This window comes from Agarivorans sp. Z349TD_8, assembly GCF_050870825.2.
In the GTDB taxonomy this organism is placed as follows: domain Bacteria; phylum Pseudomonadota; class Gammaproteobacteria; order Enterobacterales; family Celerinatantimonadaceae; genus Agarivorans.
In genome coordinates this window covers 2,333,188-2,355,751 of record NZ_CP194037.2, presented here as the reverse complement: position 1 = coordinate 2,355,751, position 22,564 = coordinate 2,333,188, and the positions used below count along the sequence as shown (strand labels likewise).

Annotated in this window: 16 protein-coding genes; 1 reads left to right on the top strand and 15 read right to left on the bottom strand. The window is 44.1% G+C overall.

Annotated features, from left to right (window positions below; all coding sequences use genetic code 11):
- Nucleotides 1-52: 52 nt before the first annotated feature.
- From ACRRS1_RS10690 to ACRRS1_RS10620, 15 genes are all read right to left on the bottom strand, one after another.
- Nucleotides 53-2,554, bottom strand: a complete 2,502-nt coding sequence (locus ACRRS1_RS10690; protein ID WP_432467837.1) for a pectinesterase family protein — start codon at nt 2,552-2,554, stop codon at nt 53-55.
- A 1,244-nt stretch (nt 2,555-3,798) separates the two neighbouring features.
- Nucleotides 3,799-4,383, bottom strand: coding sequence for a hypothetical protein (locus ACRRS1_RS10685; protein WP_432453204.1), 585 nt, complete (start codon nt 4,381-4,383; stop codon nt 3,799-3,801).
- Between the two features lie 22 nt (nt 4,384-4,405).
- A complete protein-coding gene (locus ACRRS1_RS10680; protein ID WP_432453205.1) occupies nt 4,406-5,209 on the bottom strand; it encodes a M91 family zinc metallopeptidase in 804 nt (267 codons plus the stop codon).
- Nucleotides 5,210-5,243: 34 nt separating this feature from the next.
- Nucleotides 5,244-6,362: a type VI secretion system protein TssA gene (gene tssA / locus ACRRS1_RS10675; protein ID WP_432453206.1), complete on the bottom strand. Its 1,119-nt coding sequence runs from the start codon at nt 6,360-6,362 to the stop codon at nt 5,244-5,246.
- 10 nt (nt 6,363-6,372) lie between these two features.
- Nucleotides 6,373-10,452, bottom strand: a complete 4,080-nt coding sequence (locus ACRRS1_RS10670) for a type VI secretion system protein (RefSeq protein WP_432467838.1) — start codon at nt 10,450-10,452, stop codon at nt 6,373-6,375.
- Complete coding sequence (locus ACRRS1_RS10665) at nt 10,452-11,213, bottom strand: DotU family type IV/VI secretion system protein (RefSeq protein ID WP_432467839.1); 762 nt, start codon at nt 11,211-11,213, stop codon at nt 10,452-10,454. Before ACRRS1_RS10665 ends, ACRRS1_RS10670 begins: the two co-directional genes overlap by 1 nt.
- A 1-nt stretch (nt 11,214) precedes the next feature.
- A complete protein-coding gene (gene tssK, locus ACRRS1_RS10660) occupies nt 11,215-12,609 on the bottom strand; it encodes a type VI secretion system baseplate subunit TssK (RefSeq protein WP_432467840.1) in 1,395 nt (464 codons plus the stop codon).
- Nucleotides 12,606-13,076, bottom strand: a complete 471-nt coding sequence (locus ACRRS1_RS10655; RefSeq protein WP_432467842.1) for a hypothetical protein — start codon at nt 13,074-13,076, stop codon at nt 12,606-12,608. Before ACRRS1_RS10655 ends, tssK begins: the two co-directional genes overlap by 4 nt.
- Entirely contained in the window at nt 13,073-14,239 is a 1,167-nt protein-coding gene (gene tssG, locus ACRRS1_RS10650) for a type VI secretion system baseplate subunit TssG (protein ID WP_432467843.1), read from the bottom strand. The genes ACRRS1_RS10655 and tssG overlap by 4 nt, the downstream gene beginning before the upstream one ends.
- A complete protein-coding gene (tssF, locus tag ACRRS1_RS10645) occupies nt 14,203-16,002 on the bottom strand; it encodes a type VI secretion system baseplate subunit TssF (protein WP_432453212.1) in 1,800 nt (599 codons plus the stop codon). The genes tssG and tssF overlap by 37 nt, the downstream gene beginning before the upstream one ends.
- A 41-nt stretch (nt 16,003-16,043) precedes the next feature.
- Nucleotides 16,044-16,394: a hypothetical protein gene (locus tag ACRRS1_RS10640; RefSeq protein ID WP_432453213.1), complete on the bottom strand. Its 351-nt coding sequence runs from the start codon at nt 16,392-16,394 to the stop codon at nt 16,044-16,046.
- 118 nt (nt 16,395-16,512) lie between these two features.
- Nucleotides 16,513-17,133, bottom strand: a complete 621-nt coding sequence (locus tag ACRRS1_RS10635) for a type VI secretion system tube protein Hcp (RefSeq protein WP_432453214.1) — start codon at nt 17,131-17,133, stop codon at nt 16,513-16,515.
- Nucleotides 17,134-17,204: 71 nt separating this feature from the next.
- Complete coding sequence (tssC, locus tag ACRRS1_RS10630) at nt 17,205-19,277, bottom strand: type VI secretion system contractile sheath large subunit (RefSeq protein ID WP_432467844.1); 2,073 nt, start codon at nt 19,275-19,277, stop codon at nt 17,205-17,207.
- A gap of 83 nt (nt 19,278-19,360) precedes the next feature.
- Nucleotides 19,361-19,591 (bottom strand): hypothetical protein, encoded by a 231-nt coding sequence (locus ACRRS1_RS10625; RefSeq protein WP_432453216.1) that lies wholly within the window; start codon nt 19,589-19,591, stop codon nt 19,361-19,363.
- A 410-nt stretch (nt 19,592-20,001) separates the two neighbouring features.
- Nucleotides 20,002-21,033: a sigma 54-interacting transcriptional regulator gene (locus ACRRS1_RS10620; protein WP_432453217.1), complete on the bottom strand. Its 1,032-nt coding sequence runs from the start codon at nt 21,031-21,033 to the stop codon at nt 20,002-20,004.
- Nucleotides 21,034-21,419: 386 nt separating this feature from the next.
- Between ACRRS1_RS10620 and ACRRS1_RS10615 the strand changes: the two genes are divergently transcribed.
- Nucleotides 21,420-22,550 (top strand): GNAT family N-acetyltransferase, encoded by a 1,131-nt coding sequence (locus tag ACRRS1_RS10615; protein WP_432453218.1) that lies wholly within the window; start codon nt 21,420-21,422, stop codon nt 22,548-22,550.
- Nucleotides 22,551-22,564 lie beyond the last annotated feature (14 nt).

Sequence of the window (22,564 nt, the reverse complement as noted above, 5' to 3'; positions counted from 1 at the left end):
CTCCGGACAAGCCGGAGGCAAACAACATTATCTTCCTCTCAATCAACTTAGCTTAAGGTTGAGGTTTCCAACCAGATCCATCGTTATAGCTAGCAAATACTTTATCACGAGTTAAATAAGGTGCCGCTTCTTCAGCACTCAGCACAATACCACTTTCGCGTTTTGTTACATCAAGTGCATTACCTGTCAGATCCTGACTTGCGTACTCTCTCCAGCCAGATGTTGCTGATGCTGGTTTCGGCGCAGGTTGACCGTTCACATCTTTACCTGCCCACCCAATATCTGCGATATGTGGACCTACTTGGCTGTTAATCAAGACTACATTATCGTAGGCATTCGATTTACCGCTACTCCGTGCAAAATAGGTTGAACCATCTTTCACAGTATTACCAACAGGGCCTACGCCACTGGTAAATTTACTATTAATAAATACAAATCCAGGATCGCCTTCATTTGCCGTACGAGCCTGTAATACGTAACCACCCGAGGTTTCGACCTCAACGCCAGATTTTGAATCCCCTAAAGTACGGATTTCGCTATTTTCAAACACAGAAGCGACACTGTAACCCCAAATAAAATCGACATTACCAGCCACCAGCGTATTGTAGAACCAAGTGTATCCCTTCAATAACAATGTGTCTTGCTCACTAATAAAGTTAGCGTTTTTCGCGATTAAACGGTATGGACTATTGAAGTAAATGGTTTCAGCTTGGTTAGAGTATGCACTTGAGCGTACATGGGTATTCTTCAGAGTAAGATCTTCCAGCACGAGATTATCCACGGTTTCGACCAAGAATACCGCACGTCCACCTTCGGCTGAAGAAGTGCCTGCAGAGCTCTTACCACCACCGCCGTTTAAGGTGTCATAGTTATCGTATTGAATGAAAGTCTTGTCTTTACCAGCACCTTTGATAGTGACATTATTCACGCTGCGGAGGAACAATAGCCCTTCATAGGTCCCTTCTTGAACGGTAACTGTTTTGGCTGCATTCTTATCGACGTTCTTCATTAAGTAAGTTAACGCCCCTTGAACAGAGGCAAACTGACCAGTAGGACCGACTGTGACATCTGCACCAGTTGCAGGAGCACTCTTTGTTGTGAACTTCCAATTACTATTCGCGCCGAGGCCGACAAAGTTATTTCCGTTCAATTTAGAGCCTTTAACCAGCCCTTCGCCAATTACCACATAATAGCTTGTGCCGTAATCGAGTACGCCGTCGTGCAATGCGATCTTTAAAGTCTTACCATCGTCACCCACACTTAAAGGATTAAAGTTAACCACTCGGCGTTTATCCTGTCCCTCGTAACCAAGAACATTCAGCTCATTCATTGCTTTAATCGTGTCGACGGGATCAGTGGTTGTACCGTTTTTATAAATACGGATTTCGCCAATCTCACCTAAAGTTATATCATCATCAAAAGTGATAGAAAGTTGGCCATCAATAAATTGCTCCGTGCTATCGATTGCTGGCATCAATTTACCACTCAAATCACCATAATCAGCTGTTGGCATTACAAATGCGCGATTAACGGTCACTGCAATAGACTTGGTTAAATCAGCATCCGAACCTGAGATAAAGGTAATCACCGCAGTACCTTCGGCCATAGGCTCAATGGTCACCTGACCATTGACTTCGTTTACCAGCACAACATCTTCGTCACTAGACGAAACCTCATAAGTATCTTCGGTAGTTCCATCGCTTTGTACAGCTGTAACATTAACCACCAACGGGTCTCCCCCTGCAACGGCGTTCTCCCAAGCTGTCGACATATAATCTAAAGTCAATTGTACTGGTTTGATTGTTGGGTCACCTACCTTAATATAATCGATTTCAAAGGCGCGGTTATTCGTAAAGAGACCAAACTTACCAGTAGACTGATACTTATCACTATCGGTTGTACCGATAAACTCACCGTCCAAATATACGCTAAGATGATTGTCGATCATTTCAAATCGAGTCACATACCAAGTACCGTCTTCAAAGGTTTCACTGTCAGTATTTCTAGTTCCTAAGGCAATCGGTCTTTTAGACTGTACTGGCCGGCTAATCGATCCGTCGGTACTTATAACCGCTTCAACTTGAGTACTCGAAGGAGAGTTTTGCACATTCAAGCCACCGCCAAACCAGTTGCCTTCGCTGTCGTAACGGCCCATTAAGAAAATTTGTTTATTGGCTGTGGTACCATTTTGACGAGGACGAATTTTCGCTTCCACAAAATAGTTACCTGATGGAACATCAGCCATTGCAGCATCACTAGCAAGTAGGATCTCCCCCCCCTTACCACCTGCGTTATAACGTAAATAGCCTTTGTTCGCTGGGATATCAAATGTACCGGCTGCGGTACCATCATTTGCTCCCTCAACCGCCAATACTTTCCAATTAGTTGCCATGTTATCCGTTGAGAAGCCGTCACAAAAATATAAATTATCCATATCTTTACAATTATCAACAGAAGGCTCAACCACGATACGGCTGGCGCTATCGTCGTCACTACCACAACCGGCAAGGCCGATAGATGCAGCTAAAACAGAGAGTACAAATCTTTTGTTCATTAATATTTCCTTATCGATGAGTTGCATTTAGCAATACAAATACAATATATGGAAGCACCTTAAAAAAATATTTACTCAGACAACTATGTGATCCACGATTTAATTTAAAACGATTTTTTGTATATTTTTTGAATCTGATCAAATATTTTTAGAACAACGTTTCAATAAGAAACTATTTTGACAAAATAGACAATTATGGTTGTTTTTATTTGTGGTAATAAAACAACACTTTAAATTTAGTACAACTATGACAACTAAACCGAAAAACTGAAGCTATTCCAAATTCGCTCTTAGAACAGGTATTTACCGAGTAAATAATTTCTAATTTTGTACTGACAGCAGAGTGCTAGCAACAAATACCTATCATACTCAAAACTCGATTAGATGAACTTATCCGACGTAAGTATTGCGAAAAACGGAATTTTTAGCTCATCAAACACTTATGGTTCATCTTAACTTTTCGATGATTACAGAAAACTGCGCGATTAAATGATTCCAAGATACAAAGTGAAGGACTTACATAGATCATATAAGAGTGGATTAAAACTAGCGCTTATCTGGAAGTGAATTGGACGACAGGCCTTATACCAACAGCCATAAATGAAATTTAAATAGAATAAAAACTTAAAGGATAAAACTAAGCTTGTCATTCATAAATACCAGCGATAACGCAATCCTAAACCAGAAAGAACCGCCTGCTATATACATAATCATATAAAAACAAACCAACGTTTTAAAAAAAAGAAACTTGTTTTATAAAAAACAAACCCGCGCATGAATCTAGAATAAAATTAGACCGATAATCACATGCAAAAATCTATCGGCGGAGCAATAAAAATAATTAACCACGAAGCCAAAAATCTCTAAATATAAATTTTAGTTGTTTGTTATGCCATCAAGAAATAAGTTAACAGATGTTACTAAAAAATAGAATATCAGCAGAGGGGAATAAAGGGATGCCTTGGAGTAGTTTGATTTATATTTTAAGAGCAAGAGATTTACGGGTTTAGTATTTTTTCAATAAAAACACTAAACCCGTAGCGTTCCATGGTTCCGTATGTTTTATGAAAATCAAGCTTCAAAACCTATCAGTATCTTCACTGACAAACATCGATTAAACGCCTAAAATTTAGAAATAGAACCTATTCCTTCCGATACTCTGCGGTGACTCACAGACACTAATTGTTCCATGTTAATTTATCACAATTTGTACAAATGCCAGATTTCGCGGGTTTTATCAGCCACTAGCCCTGTTGATAGTCCTTAGGTTCAGCTCGGATATTTGGCATCGGATTATGCCGATAGATAACACTGTCTCTCCGCCCATGATGTTTAATATAATCGAAATGAGCAACTTGGGCATGATGCTGCCCTCTTTGAGTATCATCAGTAATCGGAACAAAGGGGTTTCTCGAAGGATGTATCAATTTGTCGCCTATATATTCATGCAATCGACCGTTTACATTTTCCATGTGGTAATCGGCATGTTTACGAGCAGGTTCCCGGCCAACATTATGAGGACTGTGAAATGGAGTAATGTGCCCAAAAGTACCGCTACTGCTACGATAATAGCGAGTTTTATGCGCATCATCGGTACCAGTGGTTCCAATAAGATTAAATGGTCGGTAAAGGCGATCCGCTTGTTTATCAGCAGTGGTTGCACCGAGATGATTTTGTTCTGCTTGGTCAATAGCAGCTTTTCTAGCCGTGGAAAAACTCTTATTTGGGGCAAATAACGCTTTAAACTGCCCCCATCCTCCGAGTGATTTTCCCATACTGGCATCTACTTCTTTTTTATAGCGGGCGTATCTTTCTTTATAACTTGGCATTGCAGTTCTCCTACTTCGTTATTTAGAAATTCAAATCCATTTTTCCGTACTTTAATCGTGGGATAAATTGTCCGTTGGATGTTGGCGTGATCCCTTGATGCTGCTTGGCCAAATCAATCCGCAAGGAATTCTCCGTTGGTAGTCCATTGCTTCCTCCAGTTCCATCGGCGGCACCTACGGTCACACGCTCCTCTTTTATTACCCCTGGCGAAACATGATAGTTATCATGTTTACAGCTTTGTAGGGTTCCAGTTGCGGAATGAGTAGCATGAATAAGTTCATGTCCCAAACTGATAACTGAAGAACTTGGAGCTGCATGCGACCGTGGTTCGAGAACTGAACGGTCAGTCTGATGGGGCACTAAGGAATCTGAACCTACACCGTTGGTTTTCGCATCTAATCTATCCAACGCTTTTTGTGAGCCTCCGTGTTTGGGCTTATCGCCTCGATCTTGAATTTTCACTTTATAGCCCGAACCATGAATCGTATCGAAAACCTTCTGTCCTGACTCCATGGCTAACAGTAAGTTTAAATCTCGCTTTGCTCTTAAAGTGAAATCTAGCAATGCGCTGCCTGTTTGATAGACAGCATGCGCACCATCACGGATGATCGAGACCGAAGGAATATGTGCGACGCTAATTTCGGTCACTGGTTTAAGCTGCGATTTAGCATCACGTCGCTTCTGGATTACGGGAGGCTGCAGACTAGATGATGTTGGCTGAGCAGCGATATGACGTAGATGCTGTCGTACATGACGGTGTAAGTCGCTATCGGACTTACCCGCTTGGCCAACGACAACTTGCCTTTTTTTCGCTTTGTCATTCATACTGATGCCTCTTATTTTATCTAAACTACATAGGCTAATCACTACTCACTTCCAGCCCCATCAACTCAAATATGTTTAATTGACCACCTTTTTGTAAAAATAGTTGCTGATATAAGTCTGGCGCGCTCATCTCTCCCCAGTTACAGGCCGTATATACCAAATAAGGAACGGGACTATGCGGGTCATCTTCCATTAAAAATTCTGCCGCACGCCGCAACATCACAAACGCATCCGCTCGATCACGCAGCTCACTATGGTGGCCTCCGCCACCGCCAGCCGACGAGGGCGGCGTATCACTTGCGCTTCCTCCCTCATCATGCCCATCTGATTCACTAGCATTAGCCAAAGAAATGCCCCGGCGAAATAATTCATTACAGACCATTTCATTGACGTTACTTAGCAACTTACGTAAGTCACTTAAGCTGGGACTATCACTATCACAGGTTTCATCGAGCCACAGCTGAAATTCATCTACCGCCACAATGCCATCATCCAATGCCTGATGAAGATCTAGCAGCGTAACTGGTGCCGTGGCAGCTATACGTTGTTTAAATAACTTAGGATTGGGGCCATCCCAAGCGCTAGATAGCTTGTTTTGGTTGTGTAATTGTTGATAACGCAGCGCATTTTCCCAATCATCCCAACTGTACTCATTTCCATCTAAGGGGGTATCGGTAATTTTGATTAAACGGAGTTGTAAAGTGAGCTTTTCATTAACCCAATTAATCGGGTTGGTACGATACTCTAAATCGCCGTCTACCATTTGAGGGTGCATGGTGTCCCAGTATTGCTTACACAATTGTAAAATTAGCACCAATGCGGGAGCAACACCGGAAAATCCATACAAGTGAATATTCGATTCAAGCAGCCAAACACCTAATTGTAGATCCTTGCACTTTTCACTTAATGCTTCCAAGGCTATTTTTCTAACTTCTTGCCAATCAGCGACTTTCAGTTCGTGGCTCCAAACTCCCATAGGAAGGCTTGGATCGTCAGACTTGCGGGCATTCTTAATGTTAAAATAGACACCGTTATGACGAACTGAATCCCCTACTTGGTTATCGCCCACAGGCGCTATTAGCGTCTCTAACGGTATGCCAAAGTGTTGTTGAATATAGTCATCAACTGACTGTCCAGAGGCAGGTAATCGCATTCAGATTTCCTCAGTTATCGCTAAAATTTGGAGCTTTTTGGGGCAAGGCCTGCGGCCAACTCATGGTATGACGAAGACCTTTGGCATCGGTATATTGTCCGGTCAGCGCAATATTAGGCTGGCTAACGTAGGCTAATTTTTGTTGCTGTGGGAGTTTTTCTTTATAAGAGACAGGGACATTAAACATCAGTAACTGAGTGCCTGCCGCCATGCTTTCAGGTTTCATATGCATACTATCCGCGTAACGAATAAGCCATTCATACAGACCCCAAGCACCCGTGGTCTCAAAACGTACCGCTGAACGCTGTGAAACAAATGTCGCGTGAGGTAAGTTTGCCAAAGTGTAAGGCTGGTAGGGAGAACTATCGGCCCAAAATAACTCTAATGCCAGCGGCCTCCCAACTTGCCAATGAATGACTTCGCCTTGATTAGGAAAACCGATAAGCTGCTGACTGCTGCTGAGCTCCCAACGAACGATTTGGTTGGTTCCTTTGGCCTTCCCTGACAGTGCATTAAATTGCACATCTAATTCGGCTGACCAAGTTTGTCCGTCTGAAGCGAGCCCACTATTGAGCCAGTTTTTAAATTGATTAAGCTGCTTTAAAAAGCGCTTCCAGCTGGTCGGAATTTTTGCTGGATAAGCTTTGGCCATCGCATCTAATTGCTCAGACAGCAACTGAGGGTCATTATCTGGGCTCGTAAAAAATCCGACCGCGGTACTTAAAGGCAAGTCATTCTTACCTGCTTCGCTCACCTCAGAGAACGGAAACAGACCGGCTAGCTGCTGATCAAATCTCCTCGCCATAGCCAAATAACTATCAATTGCTCGAGCCTGAGTTGACTTTTTACAGTGCGCCCACACCTGTAGATCAAGTCTTTGCAACTTCTCGCCAAACCAACTGCCCCCCCGTTGAGGACTGACATCAACATCGCTGCATTGCAGCATCGTCATTTCTGGCAATGTCGTGGTAATTAAGCTCTCCAGCTTACTCAAGTCATTATCAGGATCTTTGCGCTGATACTTCGCTAAGGTATTCAAGGTATCAAACCAACGCTGAGAACTACCGCCTAACTGTTCAATTCCCCCACTATTCAATAAAAAGCCAACCAGTGGCTGCGCATAACTTTGTGCCAAATAACTCAAGCGCTGGCGCTGAGCAATGGCATATTGGCTAAGTTGCTTGTCAGTCTCAATTGCAAACAGGGCCTGAGCAAAATTCAATTGCTGCCAATCTGGTTTCTTTTCTGCAACATAAAGCCTATCGAGACTCACTAGCTCATCAATCTGTTCTAACAACTGTCGCGCATGATTACGCGCGGACTGTTTCAGCCAAATTCGGTTACGAGTATCACCCAACTGCATCAGTAGTTGTTCAAGATTTAAAATAGCATCCTGTACATTTACAAAGTTGTTGATACTTAAAGCAAGCTCAGCTTCCTTATCACTATTCTCTAAAGAATTGGCTAAGCGAGCTTGCCGTTGCATCGCGTCGTTAAGCTGGTTGGTGATGACATCGCTTAACTTATGTCGAATCGAATTGGCGTAGAAAGAATCGGCGCTATGGTAGTAACGCGCCTCAAATGCTTGATACTGACGAATACTCTCCAATGCCTGATTCAGAGGCCCCAGACGCCAACGCTGTATCGGTGTTGTTGGCAGCGGACTCAATGTTCCGGATAATTGCTGGATCACAAATGGCAATTGCTCTAGTGCTTTAATTTCTTGCTGTAAAGTAACAAGTTTTGGGCTCATCCGTACTAATTTGCCTGCTGACACAAAAGCTGAACCATGCTGTGCTAGATTGACCGCTAATAACTTCTGCTGCGCAACCTGGTAACAACGCTGTTCACCAAATAATTCACTGATCTCATCTAAGATCCATGCAGGATGATCGCCTGACTTGCGTAATCCCTTGATCGCGCTAGCCAAATGAGTACTGACCTTACCACAGGGACTAGCGCTATAGGGAACCGTCCATTTAAGGTTACTGGTGCTTAACCATTCCCCCAAACTTCTTAACTGACTAATTAATAAATTGGAGGTAAGCGCGTCATCTTTGCCAAGCTCAGATAAAAATCTAGGATGAGTACTGTCAATAAGGGCTTGATGTAATCTCTTCGCGGACTGCAGTAAATGAGTAATGTTTCGTTCGGGATCGGTTAAAGTTTGTTGCTTTACTTTGTATTCCATCACCTGTATTGCCCCAGTAACCAGAGGGGATGAAGGACGTGAAGCCTCTGGCACTGGAACATCGTATGCGTAGTCGAGTAAACTGGTGAGCCTAGCTTGTACTTGCTTATCGCTACCCAATGGACCCGCCAAATATACGAAGTCGTCAACACTGGTATTAAATATCGACATCGAGTCTACAAATACAAATAGTTGCTCAGTTAAAGCTGACTCATTAGCTTGGCTTTTTGAGCCTTGCTGTTCCAATTTATTTAATTCTATGGCTTTGACGCTTAAGCGACATTCAAGACTACTGAACAATTGAGGACTCAGTAGTTGATTGCCAACAACCAGCTGATTTTTGTACAATTGGGTATCCAACCACGATACTGGCATCGATAGGTTCCAAGGCTTGTGCCCTACTTCCGCTAAGTGAGCCAATAAGCGGTAAGGATTTTGCCCCAGTGATGGACAATTCGTAGTCGAATCGCTGATTTCACTCGCTGCTTGTTTAAGGACGCGAGTGAAGTTGTGGTTATAGTTAAGCATGCGAACACTGTCAAAGCACAACCATAACAATAACAAGGCTCCAAACCCCATAGTCGAAAGTTGAAACCGCTGTAGGAGCTTTTCTGAGGACAACAGCCGTCGCTCCAGCGGGGTGGCTAAATTCAATTCTGCGAATATTTTTTGGTTAAACAATTGGTCAGTAAATGCCGGGACCTGCTCAACCGCACCGCAAAAGAACACCCCTCTTAACGGTAGAGGTGCCTGAAATTGGCTGCGACTGAATGTCCCTTCCATGACTTTTTTAAGGGGAGATTGCATGCGACGAAAATGCTGATGAAACAACATAAATTGGTCTATATCGACTATCTCACGACTTGAGGCTGCGACTTCCAGTTGAGCGAGCTGTAAATCTGCTACCACTTGCTCAAATGCCAAATCTATCCAATTCGGATCAAAGCTACTTTCTAATTGCAGTGGGTTTGACCAACCAATCATCTCCCGCCAACGTTGGTCGCTTTGAGCCTGCCAGAAAGCTTCAAAACCTTCGATAACATCGCACTCGGTTACCACTAGATAAATCGGCAGCACAAAACTGCTTTTTTTCTGCACTAACCATAATTGCTTAAATAGCTGTTCACTCAGTTCAGCTTGCCGATAGATATTATCGGCCATTAACAAAGACTTCGCAGAGATGCTCATAACGATACCGTCTAGCGGTCGCTCTGGTCGATATCGGTGAATGACTTCTAACAGTTTAGCCAGTCGAGGCATTTCTCCACTAGGGTTGTGTCCAGTTTGAGATTCTACTAATAGCTCTTGGTCGGCTTCAATCAGCACCCCATTGTCAAAGAAATGCCATTGGCTACCAGCTGCATGTTGCTGTTTTTCTCGATGCAGCAATGCTGCACGCTTGCCAGAACGGATCCCTTCAAGTAACGCATTTCCGCCCGATCCCGCTTCGCCAAGCAACAAAAACCATGAGCTTTTATAACGCCACTGGCGGCTAGTGGTTAAATACTTTAAAGTGTCGCGAATTCGTTTCATGCGAATCCTGAGCCTTAAATTCTGACGCGCTTTTCGACGATAAGCCTCTCGATACTTGTCAAACCACAGCCGCGCAACCGAAAAGGGTTTTGCCAACCAGCAGAGTAAGGCTTTCGCTCCTACATTGATGGTTGAAAACAAAACGCTAATCCAAGTGAAGCCAAGTTTTAATAGCCACCAAGCCAGTATCACGATAAGTAACAGTAAAAAAAAGATGAATAAGACACGCCATACAGGATCGTTCCAGTAAGGGTCAAGCATAACCACCAGCGGGGATAAACGTTGCTGCACGCCACCGCTGACCTCTCTTAGCCACACCTCAGAGGTTCCCCATAGCGAGTTTAACTTAGCAAATAGTTCGGCCATTACGAACCCAGTCCCAGAAGCGAGAGCTGACTAAGCGGCAAATTAAGTAATGCCCAAATGGCTGAGCTGAGTACTAAATAGGTCAGCGTTACCCAAGCCATTTTCCGGTACCAGTTGGCGATAGGAGCCAATCGTTGCTGCTCATTTGACACCAACAAATGCTTATAAGCAGTCGCGCATATCGGAGTAGATTGTCCGTTCACCTCCGCTCTCAGAAGTCGATATAAACGCTGTCTGTAACTTGCCAATTTTTCCGGTTGCTCACGATAACGGCCAGCAAACCCCAAACGTAACATGAATAAATACACGGTCGATAATTGGCGTTCCATCGACGTATGGCTGCGCGCATTCAGTAGTTTTTCAATTAACTCGAACATCGTGCTGCCGGCTCGGCAACTCTTAAACATCGATTTTTCGAGCAATATGTCTTGCCAGTGAGCTTGCCCTACCCAGTCAATTTCAAATAGAGCCAACTCATCAGCCAAAGCAACCATAGCGTAAAGCGCACATTTCATCGATTGATTTTCACGGGCCGTATTTCGCTCGTTATATTGGTGCCGAGTGGCTTCCAACCACAATCGCAAACGCGCCTGAACAGCGTAAGCAATTTCTTCCGGTTTCGGAGCTTCGGCTAACGCTATCTCTCGTTTTACAACGTCATCTAGTATGCCTTGCTGATTTTGCTGTTTGAATATGGCAATCAGTTCGTAAAACTGCACCATTAACGAAAGTAAGTCGAGCTGATTAGTTTTAGTTTTCATACTAAACCCTTAACTCATGAGGGACATGCAAGGTGATGCGCCGAGGTTGCTGCAACTTCAGCTGTCCACTGGTACATACAATAACCAGTTGTTGCCCCGGCAGGATCAGCTTTTCGTCGGCTTGAATGGCAAATAACGCCCGACCCGGTCCGGCAGCAATACCTGTTTGCTCATCGACACTCACTTGACGAACCGAAGCGCCCAGCATGCGGTGTTTGGCTAACGACTCATGCATCTTAAATGATGCAATACGACAGGCCTTAAACCACTCACTCAGCTCTTCAGTGCTACCACCATCAAAAGCCGACAACTCTACAAGTAACTCCCCACCAGCCCATGCTTTATCATACTGCAGGGTGAACACACCTTTTCGGTTTTGCTCAAAGTGAATACTGGTGAAGCGCATATTCACGTTAGAGAGCTGCTGTTGCAGGTAATCCAAAGCCTGATTGAAGCCAGACAGAGAATTACTATGTTGATATGCAGCCAGTTTAGGTGGCACCCCAACTGGATCCAACTCACTAAAAATACCAACCATACGTGCTAACAACATGTACAGTGTGTGGGGATGAGTTTGTTGATCATCACTAGCCAATTCAAATTCTGGCAGATTACGACTTAAGGCTCTTATCCAACTCCGATGTAGTTGGCCAATTTTATGCCCCAGTCGATCTTCCCCCTGCTCAGAATAGCCAGCAAGCTGCCGCGCCTTATTACGGATGCTTAAAGCAAGAGCTTGGCAACGTTGTTGAATCGGCTTACGAGTACCGATAGTATTCTGATCGAATACGAAACTTTCTGCCGCGATATTTAATAGCGCGGGACAATACTCACCGAGTTGAAAATTACCCACATCAGGTTGGCAAATCTCAAATAACGGTACGCTCGCGTATTTGCTACTAACTCGATCGGTTGCCTGCAAGGCCAGTTTGGGACTTAGGCGCTGGGTCACTATCTCACCTTGTCCGGTGTTATCATCGACCGAAGGCGGACCATCAACCGCTTCAAAGCGTTGAATGGTGGCACTATCACTCACACAACCAGGTGTTCGAATGGGGGCGACCAAATGAATACGAACCCGAGTCAGTTGATCAATTCCCGAAAGCGTCGTCAGGTCAAGCTGTAAGCGGTCATGCTCATTTTCTTGATAGTTCACAACTAAGCCATCCTGCAAAATCGCGCTGACCCGCCTTACCACGACCTCACCTTGCATTAACTTCCCATGGTCGATATCTAAAAGAGTTAAGCCCCAAGCATGCGGGGAAACCAGTTTTCTAAGTACTTGCAACTGACTTTCCCAGTACACATCGTTTTGCTGAAAGTGCTGCGGTGACAGCATCATTCCTTCAGACCAACATAGAGCTTGCGGGAGAGACTCCCAATCTATATCTTTCATGATTTGCCACCCGCTATAATCTGGTATTGATTCACCTCGAACTGAATTCGAACCGATGGATAACCGTCGATACGCGCGGCAACTTGGCCAAGCGAAGCAAGGTAATTAGCGAACAACAACACGGTAGTGGCATCTCTTGAATTCTTGGGTAGTGTGATTGACTGCTCGGAAGTCAGTGGAACAATGTCGTAACTCAGTACGGCAATTTTGCTACCCAAACTCAATTGCATCGCTTCTTTTTGCTGGAACCACTGTGGGGCACTCATTGTGCTTAAAGTCGCGGCTGCTCCAGTATCGAATATCAGCACTAGGTCATACGCCACTGGATTATTCTGATTACAATCAGCGGTACTACTTACAGAGACTTTGCTTAAGTCATTGGCATGGCTAAGCCCTAGGTATTCCTTTAATGAGCAAGCAGTCATCAGCAACATACAAGTCAACAAAATTCCAACTGATCGACTCATAAATTTGTTCTCGCTAAATCAACCATAAAGGTTACCCGTTCACGCCCTTGGAATTCACCCAACCGACTAAGACGGCCTAATTGGTTGCCTTCCCCTTTTAAACAAAGCGCTTTAGAAACAGCCTGATCGCTGAGTAAAGTGACCTCACAATCACACTTGCGATCGGTAATCCAACACAGTAGGCGATATAACTGCGAATATCGGTCCCCCTCGGGTAACAGACGTTTAAGGCTCAAATCAGGCAAAGGCCCAAGGACCACGCCAATCGCAGCTTGCTGATCCCATATTTGAGTTCCTAGAGTCGCCTCTCCACCTAAACAATGGTTGGCTTGTCCAAGCCGAATATGATCTTCGACTTCAACTCTTAGCCAACGACCAATACAATGCTTAAGTTGGTTTAAGCGGACATCTAAAGTCGCTCGAAATAGCTCTTGAATAAGCGGTAAGGACATCCGTCGATTCGCCAGTGAGCCTGCAAGTCCAATAAACCGATCGGTATTTTGTTGATACAGCTGGCGGTGCACTTTAAGTAGATTGCCACTTAAAGCCAGTGACATTTGGCCTATTTCTGAGTGCTCCGCTGGTGCGTGGGCAAGAGTGGCGTCGGTCAAGCTTCTGAATAAATATCGTAAGCTCTGCAGGCGATGGTTAAACAGATCCAAAAAATGTGCTAACACCGCTTGACGGTTTTTTATATCATCAACTACCAGCTCGGTGAGGCCATCGGGCAACGGGCCAGCTAAGCCGCTGATATGATTGCCTAAGCTAACAATTTGATATTTATGACTAACATCATCCCGCCCCGAATCGATAACTGTAACCGCTCTCACTTCTCCCGCTGGAAAATGAGCTTCATAAGATGCTCTAAAGAAGAAGTGTTTATCTAAAGATTGAACCAGTCGGTTCTCGATAGACTGTGGTTGTTCTATTTGACTCAAGTAGAAAGCTCGCGTGGCACGATGAATCTCTAAATGGCTCACATCTTTCAATTCACCGAGAACCGCTTGCGCATCGCCTACCGAATCGCTTGTTTCAGATAATTCAGGATCCTGTGATTCTTCAGATAATAGTAAACGCACCAGCTGATAAAACGACCAGCCGGCTTCGGGATTAGTATATAAGTCAGCTACAGTAAAACCTGTTCGCCAATGCGCGGTGGCCATTGTTTCCACACTCCTTCACGTTGATGACTCACAAGCTGTAACTGAACAAAATGGTTCAAAGTCGTATACAGACCCAAAAAATGACTTAGAACTTGCCCCAACAATAGTGGGTTGGCGTCACCAAAGTAGTGTTCGTCTACCGTCATCGTGATCCGAGTTCCTCGGCAGTGACCACGCCAAGCCTGCCGACCAATGCGCTTAACCACACTTTCGCCATGCCAATCCATGAGCCCCTCAATTTGGCGCATTTGCGATGAAGCGAAACTATCAGCATATAGTGTGAGGATTTGTTTGAGCAAAGCTAATCGATTACGCCCTTCGCCAAGCGCAAAATGATTTAAACTTAACTGCGACAGCAATTTCACATTGTTACCCGGTTGTAATCGTGCTCCTTTGAATCGGGTTGGCTGCTCCATCACGTTAGCAGTCATCATTGGTGCACTTCCTACCGGCTTTAACTTATTCCCCATCCGCAAAAACTCTGGGAGACGTCGATTACTACACCAACCTTTTATCACCAAGGTCTGATCAATCGGATCACAGGTATTAAATTGACCATCGTAAAGTGCAAGCATCGTGTCACAACCGCTCTGCTCTGCCTTTAGCAATGAAGTTAAGCGAGTGATATAGTATTGCTCCGCGCTATTTTCACGCTTGACTCCCAGCCACGGGTCCACCAATTTGGCCTTGCCATCAAAACCAATGCTACGAACCTCAGTAATCTGATGGATCTCTGCCAGCAGGTATTGCTGCTCATCTGCTGTTAAGCGGTATTCATGTTCAGTTTGCTTCAATTGAACGGGCTTGAAAGTTTTTGGATATAAATTGATCACCGGAAAGCAGTTCAACGACAAACTGTTACGAGCAAGGTGAATCGAACTTTTTGCTTCATCCAGTAAAAACAGCAACTCAAACTCATCGACACAACCATCAAGTTCTAAACCATTCACGTCGAAAAAATAAAATTTATCGGGGAAGGCAAAGTATTCCTGAAGCAAACGATAGGCACGCTGACTACCGTCGCCATCGGGCAATACGTTATGTGAAGCTTCAAAACCCAGCCAGCTCAGTACATGCTGCTTTGAACTGTCTGGTAATATCCGAATGTTATCTCCAACTTTAAGCGCCACCGCTCTTAACTTGTCATTGAATAGTTGAAATAGCTCTGCTCGCTGGCTGGTATTGTTTAAATAGAATCGCAGCTTATCCAAAGGATATTCATATACATTATCCATCCCTCGACTAGCTACGGTGACCGAAAGAACGGCCTGAGTGTCGCGACGTTGATCGATTTGACTGTAATAATTTTTGGGTAAAATTTTCACACCAGTGATGTCAAAAGGCCACAGAGGCGTGTCATAACAGCATTGCATCATACAGTCGTAACTCTTATCGCTATGACTTGCCCGGGCTTTAGTGACAAACTGCCGCCCCTTTTTTAACATATAACCATTTACAAAATTTGCGCCGTCGGTCTCAACGTTAGCCTGCAACACCGTCATGCACGGTTGTGAATGCACCAGACTCGGGTATAGCGTTTGCAGCATCTGATTTGGTATTTCACCGCGCTGTTCCGCCATGTCAGAGCGTAATTTTCCAGTAAGGTAAGCAAAAGACTGTAATAATTGTTCCACATGAGGATCAGCCGAACGACCCGAACTTAATTTTAGCTCAGCGGCAGCCGCAGGGTAAGCTTGACCAAACTGCTCCACCGAATGACGCAAAAACTGCAATTCCTGTTGAAAGCTGTCATAGTGATTCATGCACGACCATTCCTGTTTTCATCTGCCTTAAAACTCGATACTCAAAATTGAAAGTCTTCAACTAAATCCATATCAAGCACCTGTAGCTTTAATTCACATTTACCATTACCTACCTCTCGAAAACTAAGGTCACTGATTTCAACAGCCTTAACCCTCGGTTCGAAACGCAATATCAACTGCTCTAAGCGCTCTTTATAGGTGTCGAGATCGGCATGGCTATCCGCGCCCTGCTCTACTAAAGACGGCACTAAACCACGATTGGCATTGTGCACATCACCATCGAGTAACATTCGCGAGTCAAAAATTGCTTGAATGTTGCGTCGAACAGAATCCACTAACACGATCTCCTCACCAGGAAACGATAAGCGTTCGAACAGTGTTTTACTCACCATCTCTAACTCCTTTGCTGGTATTCGTTAAGCAACAAAGCTCTTACTTATCAAGTGTTGGCCCCCTGCAATGGCATGGACTAGCACGCGCATATCCCGGCCCATCCTGTGGTTCAGATTGTTAGCTTGACAAAGCACCAATTGGACGGTTTTTGGCAATACTCCAACCCGCTGCCATGGTTCCTTTGTTCTGCATTCCAGGACCTTGTAACTGATGATGCCAAGTAATTTCAGTAAAATTCAGCTTAAACTGCTCGGTCGCCATATCATTCGGATGAGACTGAAACTGAATTTCACTAATCAGTGCGAGACGCAACTCGAAGCGCATAATAATGTTGAGCTGATCCCCAGAGTTACGCAGTACAAAAATAATGGTTGGGCTGCTAGGGTCGGTATCGAGAGGCTTCGCTCGTAAACAATAGTCGTACATTTTGGGTGAGCTCACATCAACATACTTTACGCACGTAAAATCACTGATGATGGGCCGACCAGAAGTTCGTGCACTGTTACTCACATCGGTAGTGACTTGCTGCTGCAGACCTTGATTAATCGACACTAACTCGACACATTTTTTCGCATCGAAACCCGAGCCACCCGCATTATCGGCCAGTGCTGACCAAGTATCGCCATCGGCGGCACCGTCGATAAGTGATCCACCAGAGGGGTCTAGAAAGCCGCTACCCGCAGGATCTTGGGGTTTAGTGAAGCTGTCATCACCAAATTGTAGCAATATCAAATCCATAATTTATCTCTCATTTTGTCCATATTTCTGAGCAGCCAAGCTTTACTTGGTGCTGCATTTCGGTGTCGAAACTACGGTAACTCCGCCACCAATCGAATCGAGGTCGATAACTCTTCCAGTTGGAAATGCGGACGAAGAAATACCGTTGCACGATACTTGCCTGGTGAGCCAGGAACATCGGTCACGTTAATCCTTGCATCACGTAGCGGATAACTCGCTTTCATCACTTGTGGGGCTGAGTCATCAACCAGCACATAGTTCGCAATCCAGTTATTAAGGAAGTCTGACGCATTATCCTTGGTTAAGAAGCTACCCACCTTGTCACGCATTATGACTTTGATGTAGTGAGCGAAGCGCGACGCATTCAATACATAGGGCAACATACTTGAAATACGGGCATTGGCATTCGCGGCATCGGTGTTATATTTCTTCGGCAAGTTGGTTGTTTGCCCACCAAAAAATGCGGCCTTATCAGAGCCCTTACGGTGTAGAATGGCCATAAATCCCAAATCGTTAAGTTCTTTCTCTCGACGATCACTAATCGTCACTTGGGTAGGACAAGTCAGTTTGATATCACCGGAAGGTGTTTTAAAGGTGTGCGTTGGCAAGCCTTCCACCAGCCCGCCACCTTCCACACCGCGAATTGCGGCTAACCAGCCATACTTAGCATAAGCATTAGTGATCCGCTGTGCTAAAATATATGCTGCATTTCCCCATAAATAACGTGATGCATCTCGGCCATCTACATCTTCTTTAAAGTCAAAGCCTTCCACCGACACCGTATCGGGTCCATAGGGTAAACGTAACAGCACTTTAGGTAAGGTCAACGTGACATACCGAGAATCGTCAGTTTCTCGAAAGCTGCGCCACTTAATAAGCTCCGCACTTTCAAAAATCTTACTCAAGTCGCGCGGTTGAGCTAAAGAGAAAAAATCTTTTAAATCAAACAACTTAGCGTAAGCAGAGGTGATAAATGGGGCGTGAGCCGCTGCCGCTACACCAGCAATTTTTTCCAGGAGTTCAATGTCTTCAGGATGGCGACCAAATTCATAATCCCCAACCATAAAGCTGAAAGGGTCACCACCGTAAGTGCCAAATTCTTCTTCATAGGTTTTTTTGAACAGAGCACTCTGATCAAATTCAACAGCCTTTTGTAAATCTTTCAGTAGATCGGCCTTAGACACATTGAACACCTTCAACTTCAATTGAGTACTGGTTTCAGTATTCATCACTAAAAAGTGCAAGCCACGCCAAGTCGCTTCTAAAGACTGAAATTTAGGATGTTGCAGTACTAGATTAATCTGCAGGCTCAACAAATTGTCGACGTGGGAAATACGATCATTGATCAGGTCCGCCGCAAAAGCAGGCTGATTGGGATCAAGCTTTTGCACCACATCAACCGTGAACTGGCCGATCAGGTTAAGAACATAAGGAATTTGCGAGTCATCTAATGCCATATGTCCTTCAGTCAACATCAGTTGAGTGAAGCCTGTGGGAGTTACTGCAGAAAAGTCATCCGCCTTTGCAAAAGTACCAATCAGTTCATCCTGCAACTTTTTGTCGCTAAATAGTTTCACCAACAGCTCATCAAGCGCATCATTCCCGTCAAGCTTACCTAAAAAGTCTCGCAGATAACAACGGCCTTGGTAGAGAGCAGCGGTAGGTTCAATATTATTCACCAGATTCATTGGGCTAAAATCATCAATCGAATTGAAAGCGAGGATAAAGACTTTCTTTTTCTTGTCCGTAGCAGCTTCAGAGGCAGGGTCTTTGTCACCTTCCTCTACGTCACCTTCCTTAGCCGTCTTAGCTGCTTTCCCACCTTTTTCCTTCGCCGCGGGTGCCTCCAACGATTCGCTCAGAACATCCTCTACATCAACCTTTAACCTCACCTGACAGCCCGTCATTACCTCGTTGAAGCTGTCACGATCAATCTCAACAAACGATCGTTCTTTAATCGCGGGTAGCGGTGTTAATGCTGGGTCATTTGGTGCAACGGACGGCAGGTCACCAGAAAGATCTGACAAAATGGCCACCATCAGGGGTAACTCGCGCTGTTCAATCGCATCTCCAATCTCCACATCATAAGTAATATGTACTCGTGGAGAACGAACGCGTGACAGTTTCTTTTGTAAACTTTCCAAAACTTCACTCCTTAACGATTTGGCTAGTCAAAAGTTCCTTATGACTAGCACTCAAAACTACTATTGTGGACTCACGTCCTTGGTCATGCCTTCGCATTAAATCGGTAATAAGAAACACCGTTGCGATTTGTTTCAACCACGATCTGTTCCCCTACCATACGCTTCAATGCTGTCTCTACCGCCATCATAGAATCATCGAAACGTTGCCGCTTTACCCACCAGTCGGTAATTCCTGCAAGGGAGTCTTCTGATCCCGGATGCTGCTGCAGGTAACGTAAGATCACCAACTTGATGTCTTGTACTTCGTCCGTCATAGTTACCCTCGTGGTTAACGACATAACTAAACCTTCAGCAAAACTGATGCCAAATTGATAAAACAAATAATTAACAAGTAAGAACAATGGGATATATATAGTTAGATGTTATCTGCGTATATTTTAGGTGATCAGGAACGCGTGAATTAATACCCAGTGGGTAAGTTGTAGCCCGGTACATTTCGACTCAGAGAGCTATTGAGTGATGCTGCAACCCCATCATTTAAGTTCGTATCGCTTATCATTTTGGTAAGTAAGTTGCACATAAGATGTAGCTAAGGCTATATAGATAGGGTCCGAGATGGGTAAACATGACTTATGAATTCATTAAAAGTTTAATATTACTTTTATTGTTCGCCTTGAATGGATACCAGATCCCTTGAGTAATCGCCAAGTTTCACAGGAAAAACTCAGCAGGATAAGCCGAGGTCAGGGTAATTTTTACTGATATTGTATTTCTTCACCAACTTGCCAAATGCCCTGCGCTCTTTTCCACAAAGTGATGCAGCTTTAGTAATATTACCGTTACACTTCACCAAGGCATGTTTCACAAAAGCAAGTTCGAAAGCCTCTACTGTTTGACGTTTAGCATCGGCGAAAGAAATACCATCAAAATTTTCCGGCTCAGTGGCAATCTTCGATTTAGCAACCACAGTTTGGGTCTCGCGCAAAGTTTTTGATGCAAACAGCAAGTACTCAACATTATCAATGAGCGGGAGTTCTGCGGTTAAATACAGCCGATGTAAGGTATTTTCTAACTCTCGAACATTACCAGGCCAATTATGTTGACACAGCTGATGCATGATTCGTTCGCTGACTCTGTTTCGCCCTAACTGGTATTGACTGTCGAACTTACTCAAAAAGTGTTCTATCAGTTCGGGCATATCTTCGATACGTTCACGCAAGGGAGGCATATGAATGGTCAAAATCAATAGACGATAGTAAAGATCTTCACGAAAACAACCTTTGGTGATCTGCTCTGCTAGATCACAGTTGGTTGCAGTCACAAGCCTAACACTCGCTTTACAGGTGTCGTTACTTCCTACCGGACGAAATTCTTTTTCTTGTAAAAAACGCAATAACGTCGCCTGAGATTTAAGTGACAAACTATCGATCTCATCAAGAAACAAAGTGCCCCCCTCTGCCGCAGCTAACAAGCCTTGACGATCGGTTTTAGCATCGGTAAATGAACCTTTCTTGTGACCAAACAATTCACTGACAAATAAATCATCATTAAAGGTGGAACAGTTAAGCGCAATAAATGGCCTACTGGAAAGGCCTCCAGAATAATGCAAACCACGTGCTGCCAATTCCTTACCGGTTCCTGTTTCACCCGTGATAATCACTGGTGTGGGAAATACAGCCTGAGTTCGAATGGCTTTGATCACCCTTTTGATAGCGTACGAGTGACCAACAATATTTTGTTCCAATATGTCTTTCACTATTCCCTGTTCCTATCTTTGAGTTATTGATAGTGCCGGGTTCATCCTTACCCTATAAACAACCAAAAACAAACTATCGGCTTTCACTCATAAACAATACATTAGTTGACAAACTCATTATTTGACAGATAGGTTAGTAAATAATGCTGATGATGATTGCATGAATCTATCACCTGAAATCTAGTCAGCCCTCCAGCACAGCGCCTCAATGTATCTATTTCCAGGAATCCATAGCGCTATCCAATATTGATGGTCAATACCATGTCCGAGTGACGCTTACTTGAATTAATCTGCGATTTATTCGCACTGGCATTAAGCTTGAATATATTTTCAGAACCGTTTTCTAAACAATTGCTATTTATCCCCAAAAGACTTGGTTAAAGCCTATGGAATCATTCAATTTTTCACTCAAATTCGCCGGCTTAGCAAGCCATGAGATCTTCGACAATAAAATGGGCTCGCGGGTTGCTAGCCAAATTACCTACGGCTTACAACATGGCATTTCTCCCTGTGAGCGTATAACGTGGTTACTGTGGTTACGACAACAAAAATTAGAAGCTTACCCAGTGAGCCAAACCTCAGCGCAATTACTCATCAAAGCAATTGAATTAGCTGATTGGCTTGAAGACTGGTCCTTGCTACTAATTTTAAGACGTCAACTGCATAAATATATTGCTGGGTTAGAAAGTACCCGAGGTTTACAACAAAATGCGATTGATAACTGCTATCAGACCGTGGTGACATTAATTAAAACTGGAAACCTAAATAACGCAGAAGCAAGCTTACGCAATGCACTATTGCACTATCCAGAAGCCCAACAATTAACCCAGAGTATAACGCTACTGCAACAACGTCAGTGCAACATATCTTACCACCCTGACGATTGCTCCAATCAACTGCTCACTTTAATCCCCTTGGATTACGAGCACTACAATGCGTTTATCTGGCAATTTTATGAACCCTCAATCGCCGAGTTATGCAATTTACCAAACTTTGCCAGTGAAGCCGAATGGCGACATTGGCTTCATCAAAATCAATCACAACCAGACCAGCGAGTATTCGCCTTGATCCATGATCATTGGGGTTTTGTGGGATCGGTTTGCCTACGGATCCGGCAGAACATTGGCTTTTTTTACTTCTGGCTGGGTAAAGACTTTCAAGGCAAGCAACTTGGTCCTCAAGCATTGCAGACCTTACTATATTTGGGAGAACACTATCACAAGATAAGCGCATGTTATGCTTGTGCTTTTGCCCATAACCGAGCCTCAATCAGCGCAATGCACAAGCTAAAATTCAGCATGCTACCCTTCACCTTTTCAGCGCCCGATGACAACCAACGGATTTATTATCGAGGTAAACCAAAGACCTTGTATCAGCATTATGTGGAGATCCATGAGATCTTTAACCTGAACGATGAAAAGCAGCTAATCCCCTTGTCTACCATCACATCAGCACTCAAACTCAGGACATCAAAAACTAACACCGACCATAACTTTGCCAGTCTATTTTGCAGCTAAGCGGCAAAATGACA